The organism is Limnobacter alexandrii, assembly GCF_005871185.1.
GTDB classification, from domain to species: Bacteria; Pseudomonadota; Gammaproteobacteria; order Burkholderiales; family Burkholderiaceae_B; genus Limnobacter; species Limnobacter alexandrii.
The window spans coordinates 312,714-335,845 of record NZ_SWKN01000006.1; the positions used below are offsets into that span (position 1 = coordinate 312,714).

At 55.1% G+C, this 23,132-nt stretch carries 23 protein-coding genes; 12 read left to right on the forward strand and 11 right to left on the reverse strand.

The annotated features are described in order from the left end of the window. Nucleotides 1-6 precede the first annotated feature (6 nt). The 4 genes from FCS97_RS01785 to FCS97_RS01800 all read right to left on the reverse strand — a co-directional run bounded on the left by FCS97_RS01785 (nucleotide 7) and on the right by FCS97_RS01800 (nucleotide 3,846). Nucleotides 7-804: an enoyl-CoA hydratase-related protein gene (locus tag FCS97_RS01785; RefSeq protein WP_138516060.1), complete on the reverse strand. Its 798-nt coding sequence runs from the start codon at nucleotides 802-804 to the stop codon at nucleotides 7-9. A gap of 46 nt (nucleotides 805-850) precedes the next feature. Next, nucleotides 851-2,461: a carboxyl transferase domain-containing protein gene (locus tag FCS97_RS01790; RefSeq protein WP_138516062.1), complete on the reverse strand. Its 1,611-nt coding sequence runs from the start codon at nucleotides 2,459-2,461 to the stop codon at nucleotides 851-853. Nucleotides 2,462-2,463: 2 nt separating this feature from the next. Further along, nucleotides 2,464-3,072, reverse strand: a complete 609-nt coding sequence (locus tag FCS97_RS01795; protein WP_138516065.1) for a 2-hydroxychromene-2-carboxylate isomerase — start codon at nucleotides 3,070-3,072, stop codon at nucleotides 2,464-2,466. 81 nt (nucleotides 3,073-3,153) lie between these two features. Next, a complete protein-coding gene (locus tag FCS97_RS01800; RefSeq protein WP_171035129.1) occupies nucleotides 3,154-3,846 on the reverse strand; it encodes an exopolysaccharide biosynthesis protein in 693 nt (230 codons plus the stop codon). 143 nt (nucleotides 3,847-3,989) lie between these two features. On the opposite strand from FCS97_RS01800, the gene FCS97_RS01805 reads away from it, so the two are divergent. Continuing rightward, nucleotides 3,990-4,373, forward strand: coding sequence for a hypothetical protein (locus FCS97_RS01805; RefSeq protein WP_138516069.1), 384 nt, complete (start codon nucleotides 3,990-3,992; stop codon nucleotides 4,371-4,373). Between the two features lie 53 nt (nucleotides 4,374-4,426). On the opposite strand, the gene FCS97_RS01810 is transcribed toward FCS97_RS01805, so the two are convergent. Further along, complete coding sequence (locus tag FCS97_RS01810; RefSeq protein WP_138516071.1) at nucleotides 4,427-5,938, reverse strand: flavin-containing monooxygenase; 1,512 nt, start codon at nucleotides 5,936-5,938, stop codon at nucleotides 4,427-4,429. Nucleotides 5,939-6,070: 132 nt separating this feature from the next. Between FCS97_RS01810 and FCS97_RS01815 the strand changes: the two genes are divergently transcribed. Then, a complete protein-coding gene (locus tag FCS97_RS01815; RefSeq protein ID WP_138516073.1) occupies nucleotides 6,071-6,796 on the forward strand; it encodes a nitroreductase in 726 nt (241 codons plus the stop codon). A 480-nt stretch (nucleotides 6,797-7,276) separates the two neighbouring features. On the opposite strand, the gene aceK is transcribed toward FCS97_RS01815, so the two are convergent. Then, a complete protein-coding gene (gene aceK / locus FCS97_RS01820) occupies nucleotides 7,277-9,106 on the reverse strand; it encodes a bifunctional isocitrate dehydrogenase kinase/phosphatase (RefSeq protein ID WP_171035130.1) in 1,830 nt (609 codons plus the stop codon). Between the two features lie 120 nt (nucleotides 9,107-9,226). Here aceK and FCS97_RS01825 point away from each other — a divergent pair, with 120 nt between their 5' ends. Next, complete coding sequence (locus tag FCS97_RS01825; protein WP_246065710.1) at nucleotides 9,227-10,450, forward strand: alpha/beta hydrolase family protein; 1,224 nt, start codon at nucleotides 9,227-9,229, stop codon at nucleotides 10,448-10,450. Nucleotides 10,451-10,454: 4 nt separating this feature from the next. On the opposite strand, the gene FCS97_RS01830 is transcribed toward FCS97_RS01825, so the two are convergent. Further along, nucleotides 10,455-11,636: an isovaleryl-CoA dehydrogenase gene (locus FCS97_RS01830; protein WP_138516075.1), complete on the reverse strand. Its 1,182-nt coding sequence runs from the start codon at nucleotides 11,634-11,636 to the stop codon at nucleotides 10,455-10,457. Nucleotides 11,637-11,731: 95 nt separating this feature from the next. On the opposite strand from FCS97_RS01830, the gene FCS97_RS01835 reads away from it, so the two are divergent. From FCS97_RS01835 to FCS97_RS01850, 4 genes are all read left to right on the forward strand, one after another. Continuing rightward, entirely contained in the window at nucleotides 11,732-12,754 is a 1,023-nt protein-coding gene (locus FCS97_RS01835) for an MBL fold metallo-hydrolase (RefSeq protein WP_138516077.1), read from the forward strand. 57 nt (nucleotides 12,755-12,811) lie between these two features. Then, on the forward strand, nucleotides 12,812-13,801 hold the full coding sequence (locus FCS97_RS01840; RefSeq protein WP_246065712.1) for a CobW family GTP-binding protein: 990 nt from the start codon (nucleotides 12,812-12,814) through the stop codon (nucleotides 13,799-13,801). Between the two features lie 52 nt (nucleotides 13,802-13,853). Beyond that, nucleotides 13,854-14,279, forward strand: a complete 426-nt coding sequence (dksA, locus tag FCS97_RS01845) for an RNA polymerase-binding protein DksA (protein WP_008247451.1) — start codon at nucleotides 13,854-13,856, stop codon at nucleotides 14,277-14,279. Nucleotides 14,280-15,117: 838 nt separating this feature from the next. Then, on the forward strand, nucleotides 15,118-15,966 hold the full coding sequence (locus tag FCS97_RS01850) for a hypothetical protein (protein WP_138516079.1): 849 nt from the start codon (nucleotides 15,118-15,120) through the stop codon (nucleotides 15,964-15,966). A gap of 63 nt (nucleotides 15,967-16,029) precedes the next feature. On the opposite strand, the gene rsmI is transcribed toward FCS97_RS01850, so the two are convergent. Continuing rightward, entirely contained in the window at nucleotides 16,030-16,917 is an 888-nt protein-coding gene (gene rsmI / locus FCS97_RS01855; protein WP_171035131.1) for a 16S rRNA (cytidine(1402)-2'-O)-methyltransferase, read from the reverse strand. A gap of 37 nt (nucleotides 16,918-16,954) precedes the next feature. Between rsmI and FCS97_RS01860 the strand changes: the two genes are divergently transcribed. The 4 genes from FCS97_RS01860 (at nucleotide 16,955) to FCS97_RS01875 (ending at nucleotide 19,309) form a co-directional block, all read left to right on the forward strand. Further along, entirely contained in the window at nucleotides 16,955-17,458 is a 504-nt protein-coding gene (locus tag FCS97_RS01860; RefSeq protein WP_138517756.1) for a YraN family protein, read from the forward strand. Between the two features lie 91 nt (nucleotides 17,459-17,549). Next, complete coding sequence (locus FCS97_RS01865) at nucleotides 17,550-18,152, forward strand: phosphoheptose isomerase (RefSeq protein ID WP_138516083.1); 603 nt, start codon at nucleotides 17,550-17,552, stop codon at nucleotides 18,150-18,152. After that, nucleotides 18,142-18,813, forward strand: coding sequence for a BON domain-containing protein (locus FCS97_RS01870; protein ID WP_138516085.1), 672 nt, complete (start codon nucleotides 18,142-18,144; stop codon nucleotides 18,811-18,813). The genes FCS97_RS01865 and FCS97_RS01870 overlap by 11 nt, the downstream gene beginning before the upstream one ends. A gap of 4 nt (nucleotides 18,814-18,817) precedes the next feature. Beyond that, nucleotides 18,818-19,309, forward strand: a complete 492-nt coding sequence (locus FCS97_RS01875; protein WP_138516087.1) for a peroxiredoxin family protein — start codon at nucleotides 18,818-18,820, stop codon at nucleotides 19,307-19,309. Between the two features lie 26 nt (nucleotides 19,310-19,335). On the opposite strand, the gene FCS97_RS01880 is transcribed toward FCS97_RS01875, so the two are convergent. Then, nucleotides 19,336-19,791 carry an RNA-binding S4 domain-containing protein gene (locus FCS97_RS01880; RefSeq protein ID WP_138516089.1) on the reverse strand — a complete coding sequence of 152 codons (456 nt, stop codon included), beginning with the start codon at nucleotides 19,789-19,791 and terminating at the stop codon, nucleotides 19,336-19,338. Nucleotides 19,792-19,931: 140 nt separating this feature from the next. On the opposite strand from FCS97_RS01880, the gene FCS97_RS01885 reads away from it, so the two are divergent. Next, complete coding sequence (locus FCS97_RS01885) at nucleotides 19,932-20,990, forward strand: tartrate dehydrogenase (RefSeq protein ID WP_246065978.1); 1,059 nt, start codon at nucleotides 19,932-19,934, stop codon at nucleotides 20,988-20,990. Nucleotides 20,991-21,008: 18 nt separating this feature from the next. On the opposite strand, the gene FCS97_RS01890 is transcribed toward FCS97_RS01885, so the two are convergent. Further along, nucleotides 21,009-21,653, reverse strand: coding sequence for a hypothetical protein (locus FCS97_RS01890; RefSeq protein WP_138516092.1), 645 nt, complete (start codon nucleotides 21,651-21,653; stop codon nucleotides 21,009-21,011). Between the two features lie 83 nt (nucleotides 21,654-21,736). Further along, nucleotides 21,737-23,128, reverse strand: coding sequence for a caspase family protein (locus FCS97_RS01895; RefSeq protein WP_171035132.1), 1,392 nt, complete (start codon nucleotides 23,126-23,128; stop codon nucleotides 21,737-21,739). Between the last annotated feature and the right edge of the window lie 4 nt (nucleotides 23,129-23,132).

Sequence of the window (23,132 nt, forward strand, 5' to 3'; positions counted from 1 at the left end):
ACCTTTTTAGCCAACCCACTTCGGTTTGCGTTTTTCCATGAAAGCCATCATGCCCTCGGCGGCCTCGGCGCTGCCGCGCACAGCCGCCAGGCGTGCAGCCACGTCGGCATGGGTTTCGTCGGCGGTGACGTCCATGCGTGACACATCGCGAACGAGTTTTTTACATGCGGCCATGGCGTCGGGCGCGCAACTGTCCAGTTCTGCCAGAATGGATTCAAGTTTGGCATCCAGCGTATCGGGCGTGGTCAGTTCATGCACCATGCCCAATTCGTATGCTTTCTCGGCAGTGAATGTTTCGCCTGTGATGAAGTAACGGCGTGCGGCCTGCACACCCATGGCTTGAACCACATAAGGGCTGATGGTGGCGGGAATCAATCCGCGCTTTACCTCAGGCAAGCTGAACTTCACGTTGTTGCTGGCCACAATAATGTCGCTGGCGCTGACCAACCCTGTTGCGCCGGCCAGGCACAGGCCATGCACCCGGGCCACCACTGGTTTCGGGCATTCAGCAATGCCACGGAACAGGCTAGTCAGGGTAATGCCGCTTTGCTGGTTGCTGGCAGCCTGCTGGGCCATTTGCATCATGTAACCGAGGTCGGCGCCAGAACAAAATGCGTCGCCGTTTGCAGCCAGCACAATTGCGCGTGTTTCCGCATCATTGCCCAAACGTTGAAAGGCCTCCACGAGCATGGCGATCATTTCACCGTTCATGGCGTTTTTGATGTGCGGGCGGTTCAGCGTTAACCACACAGATTTTCCATTGCGGGTTTCAATCACAGGTTTTTCGTTGGTCTGCTCTGTCATCGCAGGGTCTCCATTTTTATTGTTCTACGCATTTGCATACGCGCCTTTACATTCTGTACACGCCAAATTTCGTTTCTGGAATGTCAGCATTCAGGCTGGCTGAAATGGCCATGCCCAAAATACGCCGCGTGTCAGCCGGATCGATCAAGCCGTCGTCCCACAGCCTTGCAGTGGCGTAATACGGTTGGCTTTGTTCATCGAACTGTTTCAGCGTGGGGGCTTTGAATTCGGCTTCTTCTTCCTTGCTCCAGCTGCCACCTTTGGCTTCAATCTGGTTGCGCTTCACAGTGGCCAACACACCGGCCGCTTGTTCGCCACCCATCACGCTGATGCGCGCATTGGGCCACATCCACATGAAGCGCGGGCTGTAGGCGCGCCCGCACATGCCATAGTTACCGGCACCAAAAGAACCACCAATGACCACGGTGAATTTGGGCACTTTGGCACAAGCCACTGCCATGACCATTTTTGCGCCATGGCGGGCAATGCCTTCGTTTTCCACTTTTTTGCCCACCATGAAGCCAGTGATGTTTTGCAAAAACACGAGCGGAATTTTGCGCTGGCAACACAACTCGATAAAATGCGCACCCTTCTGGGCCGACTCGGAAAACAGAATGCCATTGTTCGCCACAATACCCACGGGCATGCCGTACAAGCGCGCAAAGCCACACACCAGCGTGCTGCCAAAACGGGCTTTGAATTCATCGAACTCGCTGCCATCAACCATGCGGGCAATGATGTCGCGCACGTCGAATGGCTTTTTCGCATCGCTTGGCACAATGCCGTAAATTTCTTCGGCGCTGTACAGGGGCTCTTTCGATTCGCTCAAGGCCCATGGGTAGCGCTTTTCGGGGCGACCCAGATTCGCCACGATGCGGCGTGCAATTTCCAAAGCGTGTTGATCGTTCTCGGCCAAGTGGTCGGCCACACCGGAAAGGCGCGTGTGCACATCGGCACCACCCAGTTCTTCAGCACTGACAATTTCGCCCGTGGCGGCTTGCACCAAGGGTGGGCCACCCAAGAAAATCGTGGCCTGATTTTTTACGATAATGGCTTCGTCGCTCATGGCGGGTACATAGGCACCACCGGCAGTGCAGCTGCCCATGACCACTGCAATTTGCGCAATACCTTGCGCACTCATATTGGCCTGGTTAAAAAATATGCGGCCGAAGTGATCTCGATCGGGAAACACTTCGTCTTGATTGGGCAAGTTGGCCCCACCAGAGTCCACCAGATAAATACAGGGCAAGTTGTTTTCTGCGGCCACTTCCTGCGCACGCAGGTGCTTTTTCACGCTGAGTGGATAGTAAGTGCCGCCCTTCACCGTGGCGTCGTTGCACACAATCATGCAGTCCACACCGCTCACCCGGCCAATGCCGGCAATGGCACCCGCGCCCGGCGCAGCACCACCGTACATGCCCCAAGCCGCCAATGGCGCCAACTCAAGAAATGGTGAGCCGGGATCGAGCAAACCGGCCACGCGCTCGCGCGGCAGCAACTTTCCGCGCGCGGTGTGCCGCTCATTGGCCACCTTGCCACCACCCTGCGCGACCACCGCCAAATTGGCTTTCAGTTCGTCAACCAGCTTTTTCAGTGCAGCCTGATTGGCCGCAAAATCAGGGCGGTTTTTAACGTTGTTGGAATCGAGAACCGCCATGTTTAGAACGGTCCCTGTGCTACCCAGCGGCGCAATTGCTCCATGCGGTCTTGGCCCCAGAAGGCTTCCCCATCCACCACAAAGTAGGGTGCACCAAACATGCCTGCATCAATGGATTCTTGCACGGCGTTTTTCATTTGCTCTTTCACTGCGTCGGTTTGGCTGCCTTCAACCAGCGCTGAACCATCCAGACCAATCGAGCTGGCCACTTGGGCAACCACAGCGTCTTCAGTGATGTCCAGGCCATCCACAAAATACGCCTTGTACAGGGCGCGAGTTAGTTCACCTGCTTTGTCAGCCTGTGTGTTGAGCACCTGCAAAATAGCGCGTGAAGCCGTGGTGGCGTTGATTGGAAACTTCTTGGGCCAATTGATTTTCAAGCCATGAAAGCGCGCGGTGCGGGCAAAGTCTTTTGCCGAATACTTGCCCTTGGCCGGGTTCATCATGGGCGCGGTGTTGCCTGTGCTTTTGAACACGAAGCCCAGCAAGGTGGGCTTGTAGTTCACCGTGCGGTTGCCAGCGGCAGCAATTTCTTCGATTTGCTCGGCGGCCACATAGCTGTAGGGGCTGGTCAGGTCGAAATAGAAATCAATCGTTTGTTTGGTAGTCATGGTGCTTTTTGGCTCCAGATTGAGGTGTTCTTGTGATTCTATCGAAGTTAGGGCTGACTTCGCAGGCCTGCCTGCGCCTTGTCAGGAAAAAAGCCAACCCAGCCACTGGCTGGCCCAGGGTTGCTTTGAAACCCACGCAAACACAGCATAACCGCCCCACCACAACAGCAGCACCAACAGGGCCGCTAGCGCGGTGAACACATAGCCAGCCAGCACCAACCTGCCATCGCGCACCCTTAAACCAAAGGTGATGCACACCATGGCCGCTGCGGGCAGCACATTGTCGAATGAAGCAAAGGGCACTGGTGCAGCCATGCACAAACCCGCAAAAGCCAGCACCAAACCGTTGATTGGCCGCATGCGCGGGTGGCTCATGATGAAAAGCCTTGGCCTACTGTGGGGCGCCACCCTGCGAATAAAAATTCCCAGAAACTTTTTGAGCACACCGGCCGCCTTGGGTGGAAGTCGCTTTTCACCGATCTTCTTGGGAATGGGCACACCAAAACCCAGCGCATAGCCCACACCGAGCAAAAAGGTAAGGTACCCCAAACTGGTGGCAATTCCGGGAATTCCAAAAGGCAACAACAGCGGCAAGGCAGCCAGGCCAATCCAGGTCAATTGCTGCTTCGGGCTACGCCCAATCGCATCGGCCACAGTGGCCTGCGCCATATTGTCGGCGAACAACACCACACGCCGCCAAGCGTAGGGCAGTTCTTTCAACGATTCATCTTGATCGGCAGGCTTGTTCAATTGACTGGCTGTGAATAAAAGCACCCCATCTTAGGCGAATTTGAGTGCAGGCATGATGCGGCATACCACTTTCGAGCGAAGGGTAAGCCCGATAGACAACATACCCAATGAAGCATCACCCTAGATGATGACGCTTTTGCCACATTCAGCCGCAAACAGGAGTGACCATGCTAAAACGAGCTTGTCTTTCAATTGCTTTGACCGCGGGCGCATTGATGGCTTCACCTGCGTTCGCAGAGCGCTTTCCGGACGTGCCGCGCCCCATCGATTATTTTGTGAATGGCGAAGAAATTCTGGCCGTACACACGCTACGCGACAATATTCGGGCACAAGGTAACTTCCCCTTGGCCAAGGCTTTGCTGACAATTGGCCGTGAAGACCTTCTGGGTCTGAACCGCAGCCTGGACAGTTTTGAAACCGGCACCTTGGAAACACCCTTGGGCGGGCACTTCGAGGTGGACAAAGAGGAGGTTGTACAATTCCGGAGCGAACGCGCGGTGCGGGGCACACGGGGGTTGAATCGCCTGGGTTACAGAAGTGGATTCAATTAAAATTAAAAAAGGGCTGCATTCACGCAGCCCTTCTCAATTAACACTTTGATTACTTACGCAGCCTGCTTGGCCTGCGCTTTCCGGCTTGATGTTTTCTTGCCAGCTGCTGAACCTGCTTTCGCAAATTCCAGCACGCCGTCTTCAAGCTTGCCTTTCTTCAACACAGGGCGATCGGCCAGGTAGTTGTTCACCACTGTCCACGGTGCTGCCGGGCCCTGTTTGGGCAGACGGTCGGCTGCGCGCTTCATGTAGCCAGCTTCCAGGTCAAACATCGGCGTATCGTCGGCTTCAACACCTTCAGCATTGGGCACCACGCGGTTGTAGCCATGTTTGTCCATGTGATTGATCACGCGGCACACAAATTCAGCGGCCAAATCCGCTTTCAATGTCCACGATGCATTGGTGTAACCAAACACCATGGCAAAGTTGGGAATGCTGCTCATCATCACGCCTTTGTAGCTCATCACCTCGCCGACATTCACGGGCTTGCCATCCACGTGCGCAGTCAAACCGCCCAGAATTTGAAGATCGAGACCAGTAGCAGTGATGATGATGTCCGCTTCCAAAACCTGTCCGCTTTTCAACTTGATGCCATTGCTCACGAAGGTGTCGATGTGATCGGTCACAATATCGGCCTTGCCTTTTTTCAACACTTTGAACAAGTCGCCATCGGGCACCACACACAGACGCTGGTCCCATGGGTTGTAGCTGGGGGTGAAGTGCTTCATGTCGAAACTCTTGCCCATGCGAGCACGGGTAGCACCCAACAACAGGCGTTTAATGGCCTGTGGGCGCTCTTTGCTCAACTTGAAAATCAAACGCTGCAACCCAATGTTGCGGGCACGGCCAATGTTGTAAACCCAAGTGTCGGGCATGAATTTCTTCAACACCACTGAAACTGGGTCGACTGAAGGAATGGATGCGATGTAAGTGGGCGAGCGCTGCAGCATGGTGACGTGGGCTGCGTCGTCGGCCATGGCGGGCACCAGGGTAATGGCTGTTGCGCCACTGCCAATCACCACCACACGCTTGCCAGAGTAATCAAGGTTTTCAGGCCACTGCTGTGGGTGCACCACGGTGCCTTTGAAATTCTTGATGCCAGGAAATTCCGGGCTGTAACCCTTGTCGTAGTTGTAGTAACCCGTGCAGCCCAGCAAGAAGTTGCTGGTAAACACCTGCTTTTCACCAGTTTCTTCAATAATGCCTTCCACGGTCCACTGGTTCGCCTCAGAATCCCAGTTGGCAGCCGTTACTTTCAAACCGAATTGGATGTCTTTGGTGACGTTGTTTTCTTTGGCTGCTTCGGTCACGTATTCACGAATTTCCTGGCCATTGGCCAATACTTTCTCGCCTTTCCAGGGTTTGAAGCTGTAACCCAGTGTGAACATGTCGGAATCTGAGCGAATACCGGGATACCGGAAAAGATCCCAAGTACCACCAATGGCTTTGCGACGTTCCAGAATTTTGATGCTCTTGCCCTTGCAGTTCTGCTTGATGTGGCATGCTGCACCAATGCCAGACAGACCGGCGCCAATAATCAGTACGTCTACGTGTGGATTGTTCATTATTTTGTCCCCGTGGTTTGACCGTTCATGTGACTTTTCGTATTGTCAGTTGAGAGGATAGTGGCGAGCCGGCTCTGTTGGCTAGTAAGAAACACTCTAAACTGGGCTAACTATTACACAGAGCAAGGAAAAATGGAATTTCTTGAAACACTGAAACAGCGACACAGCGTACGTGCTTTTGACCCCAAGGCTGTACCAGAAGAAGTACTTCAACGCCTACTTTCACAGGCTGCACTGTCACCAAGTTGGTCGAATACCCACCCCTATCGCATCGCACTGGCCACCGGAGATGTGCTGGAAAGTTTGCGCAGCGAACTGTATTCACGCTTTCAAGAAACCATTAAATTGCAGCGCGGCGGCAAGTTGGCGCAAATCAAAGGGCTGCTGACACGCAGCAAAGGCATTCCCGATGGCGATGTAAAACCTGTGGTGAACTACCCAGGGGATTTGCAAGCCCGGCGGGTAGAGTGTGGCAAAGGTCTGTACGGCGTACTGGGTGTAGCCCGCAACGATTTGAAGGCCCGCGACCAGGCCATGGCCGAGAACTTTCGCATGTTTGGTGCCCCGGCTGCTGCATTCGTGTTTGTGCATGAGGGTGTGGGCATTTACAGCGCACTGGACGCCGGTATTTTTTTGCAAAGCCTGATGCTGGCGGCCACCAACGAGGGCTTGGGCACCTGCGCGCAAGGCGCACTGGGGCTGTTCCGTTCACCCTTGGATAAACACTTTGACATCCCGAAGCAGTACAACTTGCTGTGCGGCGTGGCCATTGGCTACGAACTGGATGTGCCTGTGAACAAGTTTCAGCCTGAGAAGATTGCGGCGAGTGAATTGATGTTGCCCAAGCGAGGGGCCTGAATGCAGGCTGTTTAACAGCTCAATCGGCTTGGGTTCCGATCTCTCGCCAGAAAACCTGTTGATCCCTTGCTGAGCCTTGCGATGCCTGAGAACGACCCTCCTAAACTGCGGGTCGGGTCCGTTCTCTGTCGCCCATGCTGGGCGACACCGGCCCTGCTCGGCACGCAAGGGCAGGTTTTCTTGAAGGCGAGGCGATCGAAACACCGCCGCCGATTGGGCTGTTGAACCAGTCGTGACTAGGAGCTGAACTTGCAATGGGTCGCACGATGACCAGTCAGAAAACTTGCCGGCTTGGCGCGCCGAGACTAACGATCGCGCCCTGGCGCGAAAGCCAAGACCCGACCGTTACTTTTGGAGGGCTTGGCTTAGTGCAGACTCAAGCTGACAAGACGATATGCCAAGTTTTCGGGCAGCGGTGACCCTTCAAGTTCAGATCAAAAGTCACCAATGACATGCGACAAAAGCAACCTCAATGGCTGTTCACTGCTTCTTGATAAACCGGTTGGTAAACCGCACCGCTTCGGAGTACGGGAAAATATCCTCAATATGCCCTTGAGTAATGCGGTCTTTGCGTTCTTGCCAGAATTCATATTCCAGCAAGTCCCGGTGTTTGCCTAAAAATGCCTTACGCACTCTGCGGTCGCCGAGCAGAAAATGCCCGAACTCCTCGGGAAACACGTCTTTGGGGCCTACGGTGTACCAGGGCTCAGACGACATCTCGGCTTCTGGATTGGGTGCCTCGGGAATGCGACGGAAATTGCAATCCGTCATGTACTCAATTTCGTCATAATCATAAAACACCACACGGCCCAGGCGCGTCACACCAAAGTTCTTGAACAACATGTCGCCCGGGAAAATATTGGCAGCGGCCAGCTGCTTGATCGCATTGCCATACTCGGTAATGCCATGTTCCACTTCAGCGTCGGTGCCCTGCTGCAGGTAAATGTTCAACGGGGTCATGCGGCGTTCAATGTACACATGCTTGATCACCACTGTGTCGTCTTCGAAGGTCAGAGAACTTTCACAAGTGTCTTTCAGGTGGTCGATCAACTCCTCAGAAAACCGGTTCAACGGCAAGCCCACATGGCTGTATTCCCAGGTGTCGGCCATGCGGCCCACACGGTCATGTTCTTTCACCAACTGGTATTTGCGCATTACACCTGCGCGGTCAATTTCCTTGCTGGGTGCAATTTTGTCTTTGATCAGCTTGAACACATAAGGGTAAGACGGCAGCGTGAACACCGCCATCACCAAGCCTTTGATACCGGGCGCCACGATAAACTCATCGTGCGAATGTTTCAGATGATGCAAGAAGTCGCGGTAAAACAAGGTTTTTCCCTGCTTGTGCAAGCCCAGCATGGTGTACATCTCGGCCTTGGGCTTGTTGGGCAACAGGGTGCGCAAAAATTGCACATAAGCGCCAGGTGTTTCCATGTCCACCAAAAAATAAGCGCGCGTAAAACTGAACAGCGTGGCAATTTGCTGCACATTGAACAGCACTGTGTCGATGTACAACTTGCCTGAGGAATCGCGCAAAATTGGAATGGCAAACGGTTGCGGCATATTGGCGTTGATAAATTTGCCAATGATGTATGCGCCCTTGTTGCGGAAAAACAGGCTTGAAAGCACCTGGATTTGGCAATCCGGATCCACCTTGATAGGCCGTGGCATCACCTGCCTAGCCGCATGCACCACATAGCGCAAGTCACGCTCCAAATCGACGAAGTCGGCATTCAGTGAAAAGTCGCGCACCAGTCTTCTTAAAGTTTTGCGCAAGCCACCGCTTTTTGGGTTAGCCGGGTAATAGCTGCGGTAAGAAGGCGGATCACTTTCCACGTAATCGGTGCTCACCGCTGGGCGTACGAACAAAAAACGGTTGTGGTAATAATCGCGGTGCAAAATTTTGGTGAGCGCCGAGTTGAAAAAGGTCTCAGCCAGCTCCGGCTGTTTGTGGTCGACCAGGTAGGTTACAAAACGGGTTTTGATCTTGGCCCACACCGATTCACTCATCAACAGCGAGCCATAGTTTCGGCGAAGCAAATCAACCGCCTCTTTCACGCGTTCATCGTAAAAATCAATACGGTCGCGTGCCAACTGCTGAATCAGATGCCAATCGCCTTCCTCAAACAGTTTTTTGGTTTGTTGGGCGCAGTAACGAAACAGCCGATAGTGCTTGTCAAAACCAGCAAGAATGTCGGAAGCCACTTTCTTGGACAGTTCGCGCTCCTCTTCCTCACTCAAGTGGCTGGTTTCGCTGAGTTCACCAAAATCCTCTTCCAGGGTTTTCAGGTCCAAAGGCACGCTGCTCATAACTGGCTTCACTCCATATGATGAACCACCGATTCTACGAGATACCTTACGCATTTGCCCGAGAAAATCCAAAACCTGCGCCAACTTAGTATGATTAGGATGTTGAACTGGGAAGTTGTCATGCGAAGTCATTTGAAATTGGTGTGTTTGGTGTTGTTGCCTCTACTGGCCTGGGCCTGCACTGGCGAGGACAGTACCAATGAAGGCTCAACACGCAACGCCATTCAATCCTCCGAGGCCTTTGGCTGGCCGGCTTCGGTTCAAGGTGAAGATCCGCCAGAAAGCCCGGCATCCAATGACGACGTTCTAACCCAGTTGGGCATGGTCAGCGACATGCTGCCACGCCAGCAACTGGCCGGTGTGGTCGACCCCATTGCCTTGGGCTACACGCTGAGCGACATCACCGACCCGGCATTGCTTGAATTTCAAATTCGCGCCATGGCTGCGCAGCTGAGCGATGGCTCCCGAATTGACCAGGTATTTCACTGGTACGGCCACCCCGAGAACAACCAATCGGTTGCATTGGTGCCGGTTGAATTTCAGAACCGCTATGGCACCCGCCTGCACGGCGAAATTGTGCTGCCCAAGCGCGGGCAAACCGAAGCAACTGCCCAAAAATACCCAGTCATTCTGGCGCTGGAAGGCCTGAACACCAACACCGCCATGTACCGCTGGTGGCATCAGCTTTTTGCCGACGCCGGCTATTTGGTGTTTGCCTTCGATTTTTCCGGCCAGGGCCGCTCAGATGATGAAGTGCAAGGCGACCCCGGCAACAATATTGAAGAAGCGCAAGACGCGCTCACCTACCTGCTCAACAACAGCCCGGTACGCGGGTTTATCGACCCCGCCCGCATCGGTGTAATCGGCCACAGCATGGGTGCCATTGCCACCATGGGTTTGCAGGCTGTGGAGCCGCGTTTGAAAGCCGCAGTGGCCGCCGCACCCATCAGTGAAATTCAATCGGTGTTCGACAAAAACCCGATTCCGGTGATGATACAAACCGGTGACCACGACGGCCCCATCGCCCCAATCGTGGCCATAAACCCTGCCGTGGTTCGGCCTGTGTATGACAAGTTGACCAGCGACCGCGCCTTTATTGTGGCCGACGCCGCCAGCCACGCCCAACACACCAACTACCCGCTGTTGCCCACCTCCACCTGGGGGCGAGAAATTGCCGCGCAGTACTCACTGGCCTGGATGAATTACCACCTGCTGGGCAACACCGAGGCGCTGAAAGTGCTGCAAACCGCGCACCCGCGCCTAAGCTATTTGTGGGAAAGTGAAGTGGTGATTGGGCAGGACAAGCGGGTTTTCAGATCCGCCGGGCCTGCCCTGCCGCAGTAATTGCTTACATTGTTTCCGCAAACAATTCGCGGCCAATCAACATACGGCGAATTTCGCTGGTGCCTGCGCCAATTTCATACAGCTTGGCATCGCGCCACAAACGGCCACAGGGGTACTCGTTGATGTAGCCATTGCCGCCCAGAATTTGAATGGACTCACCTGCCATCCAAGTGGCCTTCTCGGCCGAGAACAGAATGGCGCCAGCGCAATCCTTGCGCAGCTTGCGCACGGTTTCAGGCGTGGCCTTGTCGCAAGCCTTGCCCACCTGGTACACATAAGCGCGCGTGGCCATCATGACTGAATACATGTCGGCCAGCTTGCCCTGAATCAACTGGAATTCACCGATACTTTGGCCAAACTGCTTGCGGTCGTGCACATAAGGCACCACCACATCCATGGCCGCCGCCATAATGCCCAAGGGGCCACCAGAAAGTACAGCGCGCTCAAAATCAAGTCCGCTCATCAGCACATTCACACCACGGCCCACCTTGCCCAGCACGTGGGTCTCTGGCACTTCGCAATCTTCAAAGACCAGCTCGCCGGTGTGGCTGCCGCGCATGCCCAACTTGTCCAGCTTTTGCGCAATCGAAAAGCCCTTGAAGCCTTTCTCAATCAAAAAAGCGGTAATACCGTGGGGGCCAGCCGCCAAATCGGTTTTGGCATACACCACCAGTACATCCGCATCGGGGCCATTGGTGATCCACATTTTGTTGCCATTCAGCACGTACTTGTCGCCCTTTTTGTCGGCCCGCAACTGCATGCTGACCACGTCCGAACCCGCACCGGGTTCGCTCATGGCCAAAGCACCAATGTGCTCACCGGAAATCAGCTTGGGCAAAAAGGTTTTGCGCTGCCAGTCGTTGCCGTTGCGGCGAATCTGGTTCACACACAGGTTGGAGTGCGCACCGTAACTCAGCGCCACCGAGGCGCTGGCGCGCGAAATTTCTTCCATCGCCACCATGTGGGCCAGGTAGCCCATGCCACTGCCGCCCAGTTCTTCCTCAACTGTGAGCCCCAACAAACCCATATCGCCCATTTTTCGCCACAAATGCATGGGAAATTGGTCGGTTTTGTCCATTTCTGCCGCCAACGGGGCAATTTCCGCTTGGGCAAAAGTTTGTACTGCATCGCGCAAGGCGTCGATGTCCTCTCCAAGATCAAACTGAAGTCCTGGCAAATTCAACATGTCAAAGTCTCCGCAGAAGTTATGCTTTTTCGAAATGATGCCCTACAATCAGCCCCTTCACCCACACAAATGACTGAAAAGTCACCAGAAAACACATGGGAATTGAACGTTTGTTTGAACCGCCCGTTTTGGGCCAGCCCACCCCGGTTGCACCCGGCGTACTCTGGCTGCGTTTGCCACTGCCGTTTGCGCTCGACCACATCAATGTGTGGCTGATTGAAGAAGAAAGCCAGTACACCTTGGTGGACTGCGGGGCAGGCCTGCCCGACGTGGCCGCCATGTGGGAAGACATCGAACAAACCCTGTTTGTGCGCAAACCCTTGGGCAGAATTATTTGCACCCACGCCCACCCCGACCACATTGGCATGGCAGGCCCATTGGCGCGTCGCCACGGGGTGCATGTGCACATGTCCACGGGCGAATACTTCATGGCCCGCGGGCTGTGCGCCAACCTGCCAGGTTTTGACGGCAATACCCTGGGCACCTTCATGGCCAGCCATGGGCTGGTGAACGAGAAAAAGGCCGATGAAACCCTGGAAGCACGCGGCGGCATGTTTTCAAGGCTGGTGCCTGAACCACCCCTGAACTACCAACGTATTCAGCACGGCGATGAAATCGAGATTGGCAGCCACCTGTGGCGCTGCCATGCCGGCTTTGGCCATAGCCCGGAACACATCAGCCTGGTGTGCGACAGCCTGAATTTGATGATCAGTGGCGACATGCTGTTGCCCACCATTTCAACCAATGTCAGCGTGTACGGCATTGAGCCGGAAGGCAACCCATTGCTGCTGTTCTTGAAATCGGTGCAAAGCATGGCCCAATTGTCAGACAAACTCACAGTACTGCCGTCCCATGGCGTGCCATTCAAAGGTGTACACGACCGCTGTGCGCAATTGCTGCGCCACCACGAACACCGTTTGAATGAATTGCTGGACGCGATCAAGGAAAAACCCCTGACCGCTCGCCAGGCCATCTCCGTGTTATTCCGGCGCGAGATGGACGGCCACCAAATGAGCTTTGCCATGGGCGAGGCCATCGCCCACCTGCACTACCTGTGGTACAAAGGTTTGGTCAAACGTTCGGCCATTCAGGGCGTTTGGACATTTCAAGCCCTTTAAATTTGAACAAGTATCCCCATTTTCATCGTTGATCCAATTTTTGCAGCACACAGCACCATGAACAAAGCAGCCCACAACATGATCCCAGTCACCATTCTCACCGGCTTTCTGGGCAGTGGCAAAACCACCCTTCTCAACCGCATTCTCAAAGAGAACCACGGCATGAAGATCGCCGTGATTGAAAATGAGTTCGGCGAAGAAGGAGTCGACAACGACCTGCTGATGCAAAACGAGCAGGAAAACATTGTCGAGATGAACAACGGCTGCCTGTGCTGCACAGTGCGCGGCGACCTGGTGCGCATTCTGGGCGAAATGGCCGCCAAGCGTTTGGCTGGCGAGCTGAAATTCGATCGAGTGGTCATTGAAACCACCGGCATGGCTGATCCCGGCCCGGTGGCACAAACCTTCTTTGTCGATGATTTGGTGGCCGAAAGTTTTATTCTGGACGCAGTCATTACCGTGGTGGATGCCAAGCACGCCATGCAACAACTCGACGAGCACCGCGAGATTCAACAACAAGTGGGCTTTGCCGATCGTATTTTGCTGTCCAAAACCGACCTGTGCACGGAAGACGATGTCACTGCGTTGAAACGCCGCCTGGTTAAGATGAATGCCCGCGCAGAAATGATGATTTCAGAGTTTGGCGTGGCGCCCATCGACAAACTGCTGGACGTGCGCGGCTTCAACCTGAATTCGATTCTTGACATTGCCCCCGACTTTCTGGATGAAGACAAACACATTCACAACGACGAAATTCAAAGCTTTGTGTTCAAAAGCACCAAGCCGTTCGACGGGCAAAAATTTGAAGAATTCATGGGCTCGGTTACCCAGGTTTATGGGCCTGACATGCTGCGCTACAAAGGCATTTTGAACATCAAGGCCAGCGACCGCCGCGCCTTGTTTCAGGGCGTTCACATGCTGATGGGACTGGACTGGGGCAGAAAATGGGACAGTGCCGAGAAGAAAGAAAGCAAAATTGTGTTTATTGGGCGTAAACTCCCCAAGGAATTTATCACCCAAGGGTTAGAGCTCTGCCTAGCCCGATAGCGGATATACTGGTATATAGTCAATAAAAAACCAAAGGACTAGAGGCTGTGCTATGACCACTGAAAAGACGCCCGTCATCACTGAGAAGCAATTGCTCGCGATGAAAGAAGACGATTACATGAACGAGGTGCAGCTTGCCTTTTTCCGCCAGCGTTTGCAGGAAATGGAAAAGGAATTGCTGGCCAATGCTGGTGAAACCACCGAGCATTTGCGGGAAACCGTGGTGGTGCCCGACCCTGCTGACCGCGCCACGATCGAAGAAGAGCATGCGCTTGAACTTCGTACACGTGATCGTGAACGCAAATTGCTGAAGAAAATCCAGCAATCCATTCAAAAAATTGATGCCGGTGAATATGGCTGGTGTGAAGAAACAGGTGACCCCATCGGTGTGGCCCGTTTGCTGGCACGCCCCACTGCCACCTTGTCGCTTGAAGCACAGCAACGCAGGGAATTGAAGCAGCGCATGTACGGGGATTAATTTCTCGATTTGCTGTTGTTGTGCAAGAAGGCACGCTGACTGTCGGTTGGCGTGCTTTTTTTACGTTCCCTGCCGGTTCACAGCCCGATCGGCTTGGGTTCCGCTTTCTCGAACATTCGTTAATAGCCCACTCGGCTTGGATTTCAATCTCTCGCCTGAAAACCTGGTTTTCCCTTTTTGAGATTCACCCTGACTCACCTCGCTCGGCAAAAGGGCGGGCCGAGTCTCGGTGCCGGCCTTTGGCCGACCGTGGCGGGCGAATTCAAACGGGCAGGTTTTCTTGAAGGCGAGGCGATCGAAACACCGCCGCCGATTGGGCGTTGAACAGCGGTGAGCTGCGCGGTGTTGGAGAGACGCTGGCGCCGGCGACTCGGGAGCTGAACTTGCAATGGGTCGCACGATGACCAGTCAGAAAACTTGCCGGCTTGGCGCGCCGAGACAAACGATCGCGCCTTCGCGCGAAAGCCAAGACCCGACCGTTACTTTTGGAGGGCTTGGCTTAATGCAGGCTCAAGCAGACAGGCCGAAATGCCAAGTTTTCGGGCAGCGGTGCCCGTCAAGTACGCCCCCAAAGTCACCATTCAGGTGACGTAAACCCTCCAGCATCACAGTTTTGTCATCACTTTTCCGCCACAAATATTTCACCAAACTAATTTTTCATTAAAAATCATCGACTTAGGGGCAACAAATCCCATCAAAGTGAGTTTTTTACCCATCTTTTGTAAGTAATGTGCGAATTGCGACGCCCAATCATTCTCTGTTGTTATTACGTAGGCAACGCAGATTGCCTACAGAAAACTAATAACTATTTTTAATCATTTCAAATGACGGAGAAAGCATGGCCCTAGACGAATTGAAGAGCGGCATCAGTGCCGTACCAGTAGCTGGCGAAATTCTGGCTGGCGCATTGGACACCTTTGCTGGCGCACTACCAGCCGCCCCCGAACTGCCTGGCTTGGACGCCATCCCCGGCTTGGATGCATTGCCTATTCCCACCGACAGCCTGCCTGGCCTGGACTCACTGACAGGTTTGTTGGGCGGCGGTTTGCCCACACCTCCTGCCGGTGTTCCTGGCTTGGACTCAATTCCCGGCTTGGACATGCTGCCAACCAGCCCCGACGCGATCACTGACCTGCTGACAGGCGGCCTTCCAGATGCGCCTGCAATTCCTGGTCTTGATGCGATTCCCGGTCTGGACGCACTGCCGCTGCCAAGCGACGGCGCACCCAGCCTGGACACACTGACAAACCTGCTCGGTGGTGGCTTGCCAGAAGCCCCTGCGCTGCCCGGCCTCGACGCTATTCCAGGTTTGGATGCACTGCCAATTCCAACAGACGGCCTGCCCAGCCTGAGCACGCTGACTGACCTGCTCAGCGGCGGTTTGCCCGATGCCCCAGCCCTGCCAGGTTTGGATGCACTTCCTGGCCTGGACGCTATTCCCGGTCTGGATGCACTGCCAATCCCGACAGACGGCCTGCCCGGCCTTGATTCGCTGACTGGCTTGCTCGGTGGCGGTTTGCCAAGCCTGCCCGGTGGTGGTGACACAGGTGGTGGTCTGCCTGCCAGCCCCATCAGCTTCGAAGACGGCACATTGACCCTGGCCCTGCCCGAAGGTTTGCCAATTTCGGCATCCGTCAGCATCAGCGGTTTGGAAGTTCCTGAAGCAGGCTTGCCCCTGCCTGCCTAAATTTTAGGCAAAAGCGGTTCTTGACATGACACAGTGGTTTAGCCAGCCCTCGGGCTGGCTTTTTTATTCCTGATCGTTTTTTAATGCCAAGGCCCTGTTGTACACCGTGTTTTTGGCCATGCCAGTGGCTTTTACCACAACAGCCACGGCGGTTTTCAAAGGCAACTCAGCCAGCAGCAAAGCAAGCCAGGTGTCCAGGTCTGCATTGGCCTGCGCGCTTTCTGCGTCACTGTTCAAAACCGCGTTACCCCCGATGACCCAAGCCCACTCACCACGCTCAGCGTTCTTGTCTTGCCGCACCTGTTCAAAAACCCGCTCACCACTGCCCCGGTAAAAGGTTTCAAACTGCTTGGTCAACTCGCGCCCGGCGCACATGTCACGCCCGCCCATACCCAGGCTTTCCAGGTCATCCACCAATTGAATCACGCGGTGGGGCGCTTCAAACAGCACTTGGGGCTCAGGGCAGGCCAGCCAGTTCTTCAAATCCTCCAAACGGTTTTTTCCTTTGGCGGGCAAAAAACCACGAAAGGTAAAAGCGCCGTCCACCAGGCCACTGGCAGCCAACACCGCCAATACGCTGCTGGCGCCGGGCACCGGCACCACCGTAAAACCAGCTTCGGCCACGCAGCGAACCACCACCGCGCCGGGATCCGACACAGCCGGGGTACCGGCATCGCTGACCAATGCCACCGATTCACCACGCTGCAAGCACGCCAACACACCTTGTGCGCTTTCACGTTCATTGTGGGCATGGTGGGCCATCAAGGGCTTTTTAATGCCCAAGGCGTCCAGCATTCGGGCGGTGTTGCGGGTGTCTTCCGCAGCAATGCGGTCTACCTGCTCCAGCACCGCGCGGGCGCGCAAGCTTAAGTCACCCATATTGCCGATGGGGGTTGCCACCACATAGAGGGAAGGTTCTCGCCTTGCTTCAACCCTCGCGTCAGAATTCACAACATCCTTCACTCCATTCCCCTCACCGGCGTTCTGCATGGCGCTTAAATCCAAATTCAAAGTTCCTGAATTGTCCGGCATTCCGTGGGGCGCACGCAAATCACGTTCACCAAAAGCCAAAATTCCATGGGCAGCGCCTAAAGAAAAACACAGCACAGAGCGCAAATCAGCACCCGAACACAAACTGGCCTTGCTGGCAGAGGGGCAACTGGCCGAGACGCAGGCGCTACAGCTGTTGGAACGCCATGGATTGAAACTGCTGGCCAGAAACCACCGCTGCCGCTGCGGCGAAATTGATTTGATCATGGCGCAGGGCAACACAGCAGTGATTGTGGAGGTTCGCCTGCGCAACAACAGCCGCCATGGCAGCGCACTTGAGAGCATATCCGCCCACAAACAGGCACGCGTGTCGCGCTGTGCAAAGCTGTGGTGGGTGCAGCAGGGTCAACGCAAGTTCACGCATTTGCGTTTTGATGTGGTCGCACTGGAAAACGGCACCGAACCGCAGTGGGTGCAAAATGCGTGGCAAATCAGCAACTAATACCGAATCAAACCGGTATGCCAAGCAAATCGCCTGCAACGCGGTCACCTATAATAGAAGGCTCGAGATAACTGCCAGAAGGCCTGTCGCCATGGACTTGATCACACGCATTACCCAACAATTTGATGAAAGCATTGCCGCCAAACAGGCCGCCACCGAAGAGCTGGCCGGGCCAATTTCCGAGGCAATCGAGCTGATGGTGAATGCACTCACCAACGGCGGCAAGGTACTGGCCTGTGGCAACGGCGGCTCGGCAGGCGACTGCCAGCACTTTGCAGCTGAACTGGTGGGCCGGTTCGAACGTGAGCGCCCAGGCTTGGCAGCCATCGCGCTGACCACCGATTCGTCGGCGCTGACTGCGATTGGCAACGATTACAGCTTCAACGAAATTTTTTCAAAGCAGGTGGCGGCCATTGGCCAGCCTGGGGATGTGCTGCTGGCCATTTCAACCAGCGGCAATTCGAAAAACGTACAACTGGCCATTGAAGCCGCCCACGCCCGCGACATGACCATTGTTGCACTCACCGGCAAAGGTGGCGGTCAAATGGTGCACCAGCTGAAGGAAGGCGATGTTCATGTGTGCGTGCCACACAACCGCACCGCCCGCATTCAGGAAATTCATTTGTTGGCGATCCATTGCATTTGCGATGGCATCGACCTGAGCTTACTTGGAGAAGAAGAAAATGAGTCGTAACCCCCGGTTTTTTACCCGCACACGTTCTTCGGCAATTAGCGCCGTGCTTGTGGCCTCACTGGCAGCCCCCTTGTTGGGTGGCTGTTTTGCAGGTGCTGTTGCAGGCATTACTGCAGGCTCACTGGCTGCTGCTGACCGCCGCACCGTGGGCACACAGGTTGAAGACCGCACCCTTCAGGTAAAAGCGGAAAGTGCCATTCGCGAAAGCTTTGGTGAAAATGTGCACGTGAATGCCACCGTATACAACCGCCAGGTGTTGCTGACCGGCGAGGCTCCCGATGAAGCCACCGTGCGCAACGTGGAAGCCCGCGTGGCCACACTGCCCAACATTCGCCTGATCGTCAACGACATTCAGGTGGGCTTCAAAAGCTCATTGTCAGCACGCTCCAACGATGCCTTCATCACCGGCAAAGTCAAAGCCTCCCTGCTGGATGCGCAAGACATTTTTGCCAACTCATTCAAAGTGACCACCGAAGCCGGTGTGGTTTACCTCATGGGCCTGGTGACCGAGCGTGAGGCCAACCGTGCTGCCTCCATTGCGGCAGGCGTTCCCGGCGTGGTGAAAGTGGTCAAGGTGCTTGAATTGATTTCTGAAGCTGAACTTTCCCGCCTGTCAGCCACTCCAAACAACGGAACTGAACCAGCACCGGGCCCCCGTTAATACCATGATCAAGAAGTTTCTTTCACTGTTTTCAACCCTTGCAGTAGTCAGCCTGCTGGCTGCCTGCGGGGGCGACAAAGCGCCACAGGTCGATTTTGTCACCATCAAAGGCGAAACCATCAAACCTGCCGATTACCAGGGGCAGGTCATGTTGGTGAACTTTTGGGCGACCAGCTGTGTGACCTGCGTGAAGGAAATGCCGGACATTGTGGACACCTACAACAAGTACAAAGACCAAGGCTTCAAAACGATTGCTGTGGCCATGAGCTACGATCGCCCCGACTACGTGGTGAATTTTGCGGAAACGCGGAAGTTGCCATTTGATGTGGCACTCGATGTGTCTGGCGAGATTGCCAAGGCTTACAAAGATGTGCAAATTACGCCGACCACGTACGTCATCAACCGCAAGGGCGAGATTATCAAAACCTATGTGGGCGAACCCGATTTTTCGGCCTTGCATGCGCTGATTGAAAAATCGCTGGCTGAAAAAGTTTAAACCCGTCAGCATTTACAGAACCGGGCTTATTCCTCCCCCCATTTGAAATCATCCATCACGCGGCGATCCCGCTTGGTGGGTCGCGCCTTGATTTCCAGGGCTGGGTCTTTCATCAACTTGCGGTTGGCCGCCCGCTCGGCACGCTTTTTCGCGCTGTCCATGGTTTCTTCGTAAAGGCCTTGCGCAATGGTGGCACTGCCCCGCTTGTCGCCCAAGCCTTTGACCACCAGCACCATGTCATCCCAACCCACCGGTACGGTGAGCACATCGCCCACCTGCACGCCATAGGCAGGCTTCACGCGTTCATCGTTGCACTTCACCTTGCCGCCTTCCACCACTTCGGTGGCCAGCGAACGGGTTTTGAAAAAACGCGCAGCCCACAACCATTTGTCGATTCGCACCTTGGCACCCGGCGCCGAAAAATCAACTTTGCCGTTGGCGGTTTTGGCGGGTTCGGGATTTCTGTTTTTACTGCGGCTCAAGACAACTCCATCGGGGATTCCCACACTGGCTGGCCTACCTTGGTTCAGGTAGCCTTTGGGACTTCCATGAATTCAGACAAGGACAAGCTGTGAAACACTCCATCGCAATTATTCCTGGCGACGGCATCGGTCAGGAAATTATGCCAGAAGCACTGAAGGTACTGGCTTGGGCAGAAAAAACCCATGGCATTGCGCTGGAGTTGCACCACAAAGACTGGGCACACTGCAATTATTACCTTGAACACGGCACCATGATGCCCGATGACTGGAAGCCCCAGCTAGAGGCCTGCGAAGCCATTTTGTTCGGCGCGGTGGGCATGCCCCACCTGGTGCCCGACCACATTTCCCTGTGGGGCTCGCTGCTGCGCTACCGCCGCGAATTTGACCAGTACGTGAACTTGCGCCCCGTGAAACTGCTGCCCGGCGCGCCCTGCCCCTTGGCCAACAAACAACCGGGCGACATCGACTTTGTGGTGGTGCGGGAAAACACCGAAGGCGAATACTCGGCCGTGGGTGGCCGCATGTTTGAAGGCACCGACCGTGAAATTGTGCTGCAGGAAAGTGTTTTCACCCGTCATGGCGTTGATCGTGTGTTGAAGTTTGCTTTCGAGATGGCACAAAATCGTCCCCGCAAAAAACTTACTGCCGCCACCAAAAGCAATGGCATTGCCATCAGCATGCCCTACTGGGACGAGCGGGTGGACAACATGGCCCAAGGCTATCCTGAGGTGACTTACGACAAACAACACGTGGATATTCTCGCCGCGCGGTTCGTGATGCAACCCGAGCGTTTTGATGTGGTGGTGGCCAGCAACCTGTTTGGCGACATTCTCAGCGACCTGGGGCCAGCCTGCACTGGCACCATTGGCCTGGCACCCTCGGCCAACTTGAACCCTGACCGAACATTCCCTTCGCTGTTTGAGCCCGTGCACGGATCGGCACCCGACATTGCAGGCAAAGGCATTGCCAATCCGATCGCCATGATTTGGTCTGCCGCCTTGATGATCCAGTTTTTGGGCAACAGCCCGGCCGTGATGGCAGCGGGTCGCCAAGCCAGTTACCAACAGGCCCACGACCAAATTCTGACCGCCATTGAAACCGTGCTGGAGAGTGGTGACCCTGCTGTATTGACAGGTGACCTGAAAGGAAAAGGCACCACCAAAACCTTGGGCGATGCCATTGTAAAAGCACTGGGTTAAATACCCCGCGATGAACGCTTAATTCGCCCCGTTCTTGGCCAAATACCAGCCAGTGTGCGTGGGGCGAAGTGCCATCTCAATGACAAAACTGGGCTGCAAGGTACCCGCCACTGCGGTACCGGTGCTCAAGGTGAACACCGAGGGGTCAAACGACTCCACCTTCAGATTTTTGAAGTGGTTCAGCATGTGCGCATCTTTCAAGCTGGCCTCGAAGCGGGCCGACACGGCGTCTTCCTGACCAAAAGGCTTGTTTCGAATGTAATCAACAGTTTTTTCAACCCACAAGCGACCAAAACACAGGGCCTCATTGTCGCCTTGTGGCCCTTGTCGGAAGTGAATGCCTTCCAGTTTTTTCAGGCCGCTTGAGGGCATGATCACCCAGCGGCCATCGCGGGTTTGAAAAATATCCAGCAAACCCGACAAATCCCAAGCCTTGACCTCGCGGGCCACCGCACTGTTGGCCGGCACCTGGTCGCGCGCATACTGCTCAATCGCTTCCGGACTGGGCAAACGGGCGCACAGGGCACCGTGGCTCAAAATAAAGGTTTCAGCCCTTGCACCTTTGAGCAAATTGTCTTCATTCAGGTTGGTGCGGGGGTTACAAGCCACCAGCAAGCCCGTCAGCAGGGCTAGGGCAATCCAGTTAAAAACAGGGCGGATCATTTTTCAGCTTCCTTTTTCACTTGCTAACATTGTGAACCTTTGTGTCAGCAAGCGAAGCGTCAAAGAAAGGCGGAAAGGCCTGCCTATTTGCGCGCATGGCCCAGGGCGCGGGGCGGTGAATAACCCAGTTGCCTTGCCAGTGCCTCGGCTTGGGCAGCCAGAAGGGGTTGCGCTGCCTCGCGGTAGTAAAGTGCCAATTCATAGCTTGCAATGCCGTTGCCCAATCCACCGGCGTACTGCAACCAGCCCACATAACGCAATTGGCCTTGTTCAGTGTCGGCTTGCTTGTGCAAACGCGCAATCCGGGCGGCTGCATCCTTGTCGCCACGCGCGGCCCGGATCAGGTCAGCATCGGCGTCCACCTGTTCTCGGGCTGGCAATGATTCCGGCAAGACAAAACTGGTTTTGAACAACTTCACCTCTGTGTTGCGCAACACCTTGAGTGCCTGTTGGGCACCGGTTTGATACACCTTCACCGACCTGGCGTGGATGCTGTTCGGGAAAGACTTTAAAAAAGACTGACACAAGCGAAGCAGGTCGACGGGCCACTGCGTGGACTGAATGACCTGCCAGGCTGCGGATTCCTCGGGCAACATGGCCTGTAACGCGGGCTCCCCGGGCAACGCAGAAGCCACAGCCAGCGGAACCTGCACGCGGGCGTTGTCAGCAATAAACGGGTTTTGGGCCAAGCGCCGGATTGCGGCAAGCGGGTGATTCAGCATGGTGCTTTCCACATCGTCCTTCACCATCCGAAACAGGTCATTGAACGTAATATGCCCAGGCGATTCGCGAAGCTGTTTCACCAAAGCACCGGTGTAAAAGGTATTTTGATCGGCACTGGCTGGTGACACCGCAGGTTTGCCGGCACCCGTTGAAAAACAGACCAGGCTGCCCACCGGCGCTTCAACCTGATTCAAACCCTCGCCATCGCCCAGCGCATTGCGCAAATCGGTTCGGCATGCATCAATCACTGTGATGTTCAGTGCCTGCGGCCTGGGTGGCAAGGCAGCCAGTAATTTTTGCTGCAACACCAGGGAACGTGCCAACAAATCACGACGGGGCGCAGTGGGGTTGGCCCCCGAAGCCAACAACAAATTATTGGAATCAAGCTGCAAGCCGTGCCCTGCGTAATAAAACAGGGTTACTGCGTCCGCAGGTGCTTGTGCCACACGTTTCACAAACTCATTCACCGTGGTTTGCAGGCTGTTTTCGTCCAGGTTCATGGCCTGGGTTACATCAAAACCCCGAAAGGCCAAAGCCTCGCCAAGGTCCATCACATTTTTGTGAATCGGTGGCAAATCATGCGGAACCGGGTAATCGCCATTGCCAATCAACAACGCCAGCCGGTGTGTGTAGGGTACGGCCTGCTCACCGGCTTGCACGGGGTTGGGCCTAAAAACAATCGGTGCTGCGGCAAGTACACCCGCCATCCCCAGCAGGGTTTGCAGTGCGCCTCGCCGCCCTGGTGAGTGCATTGAA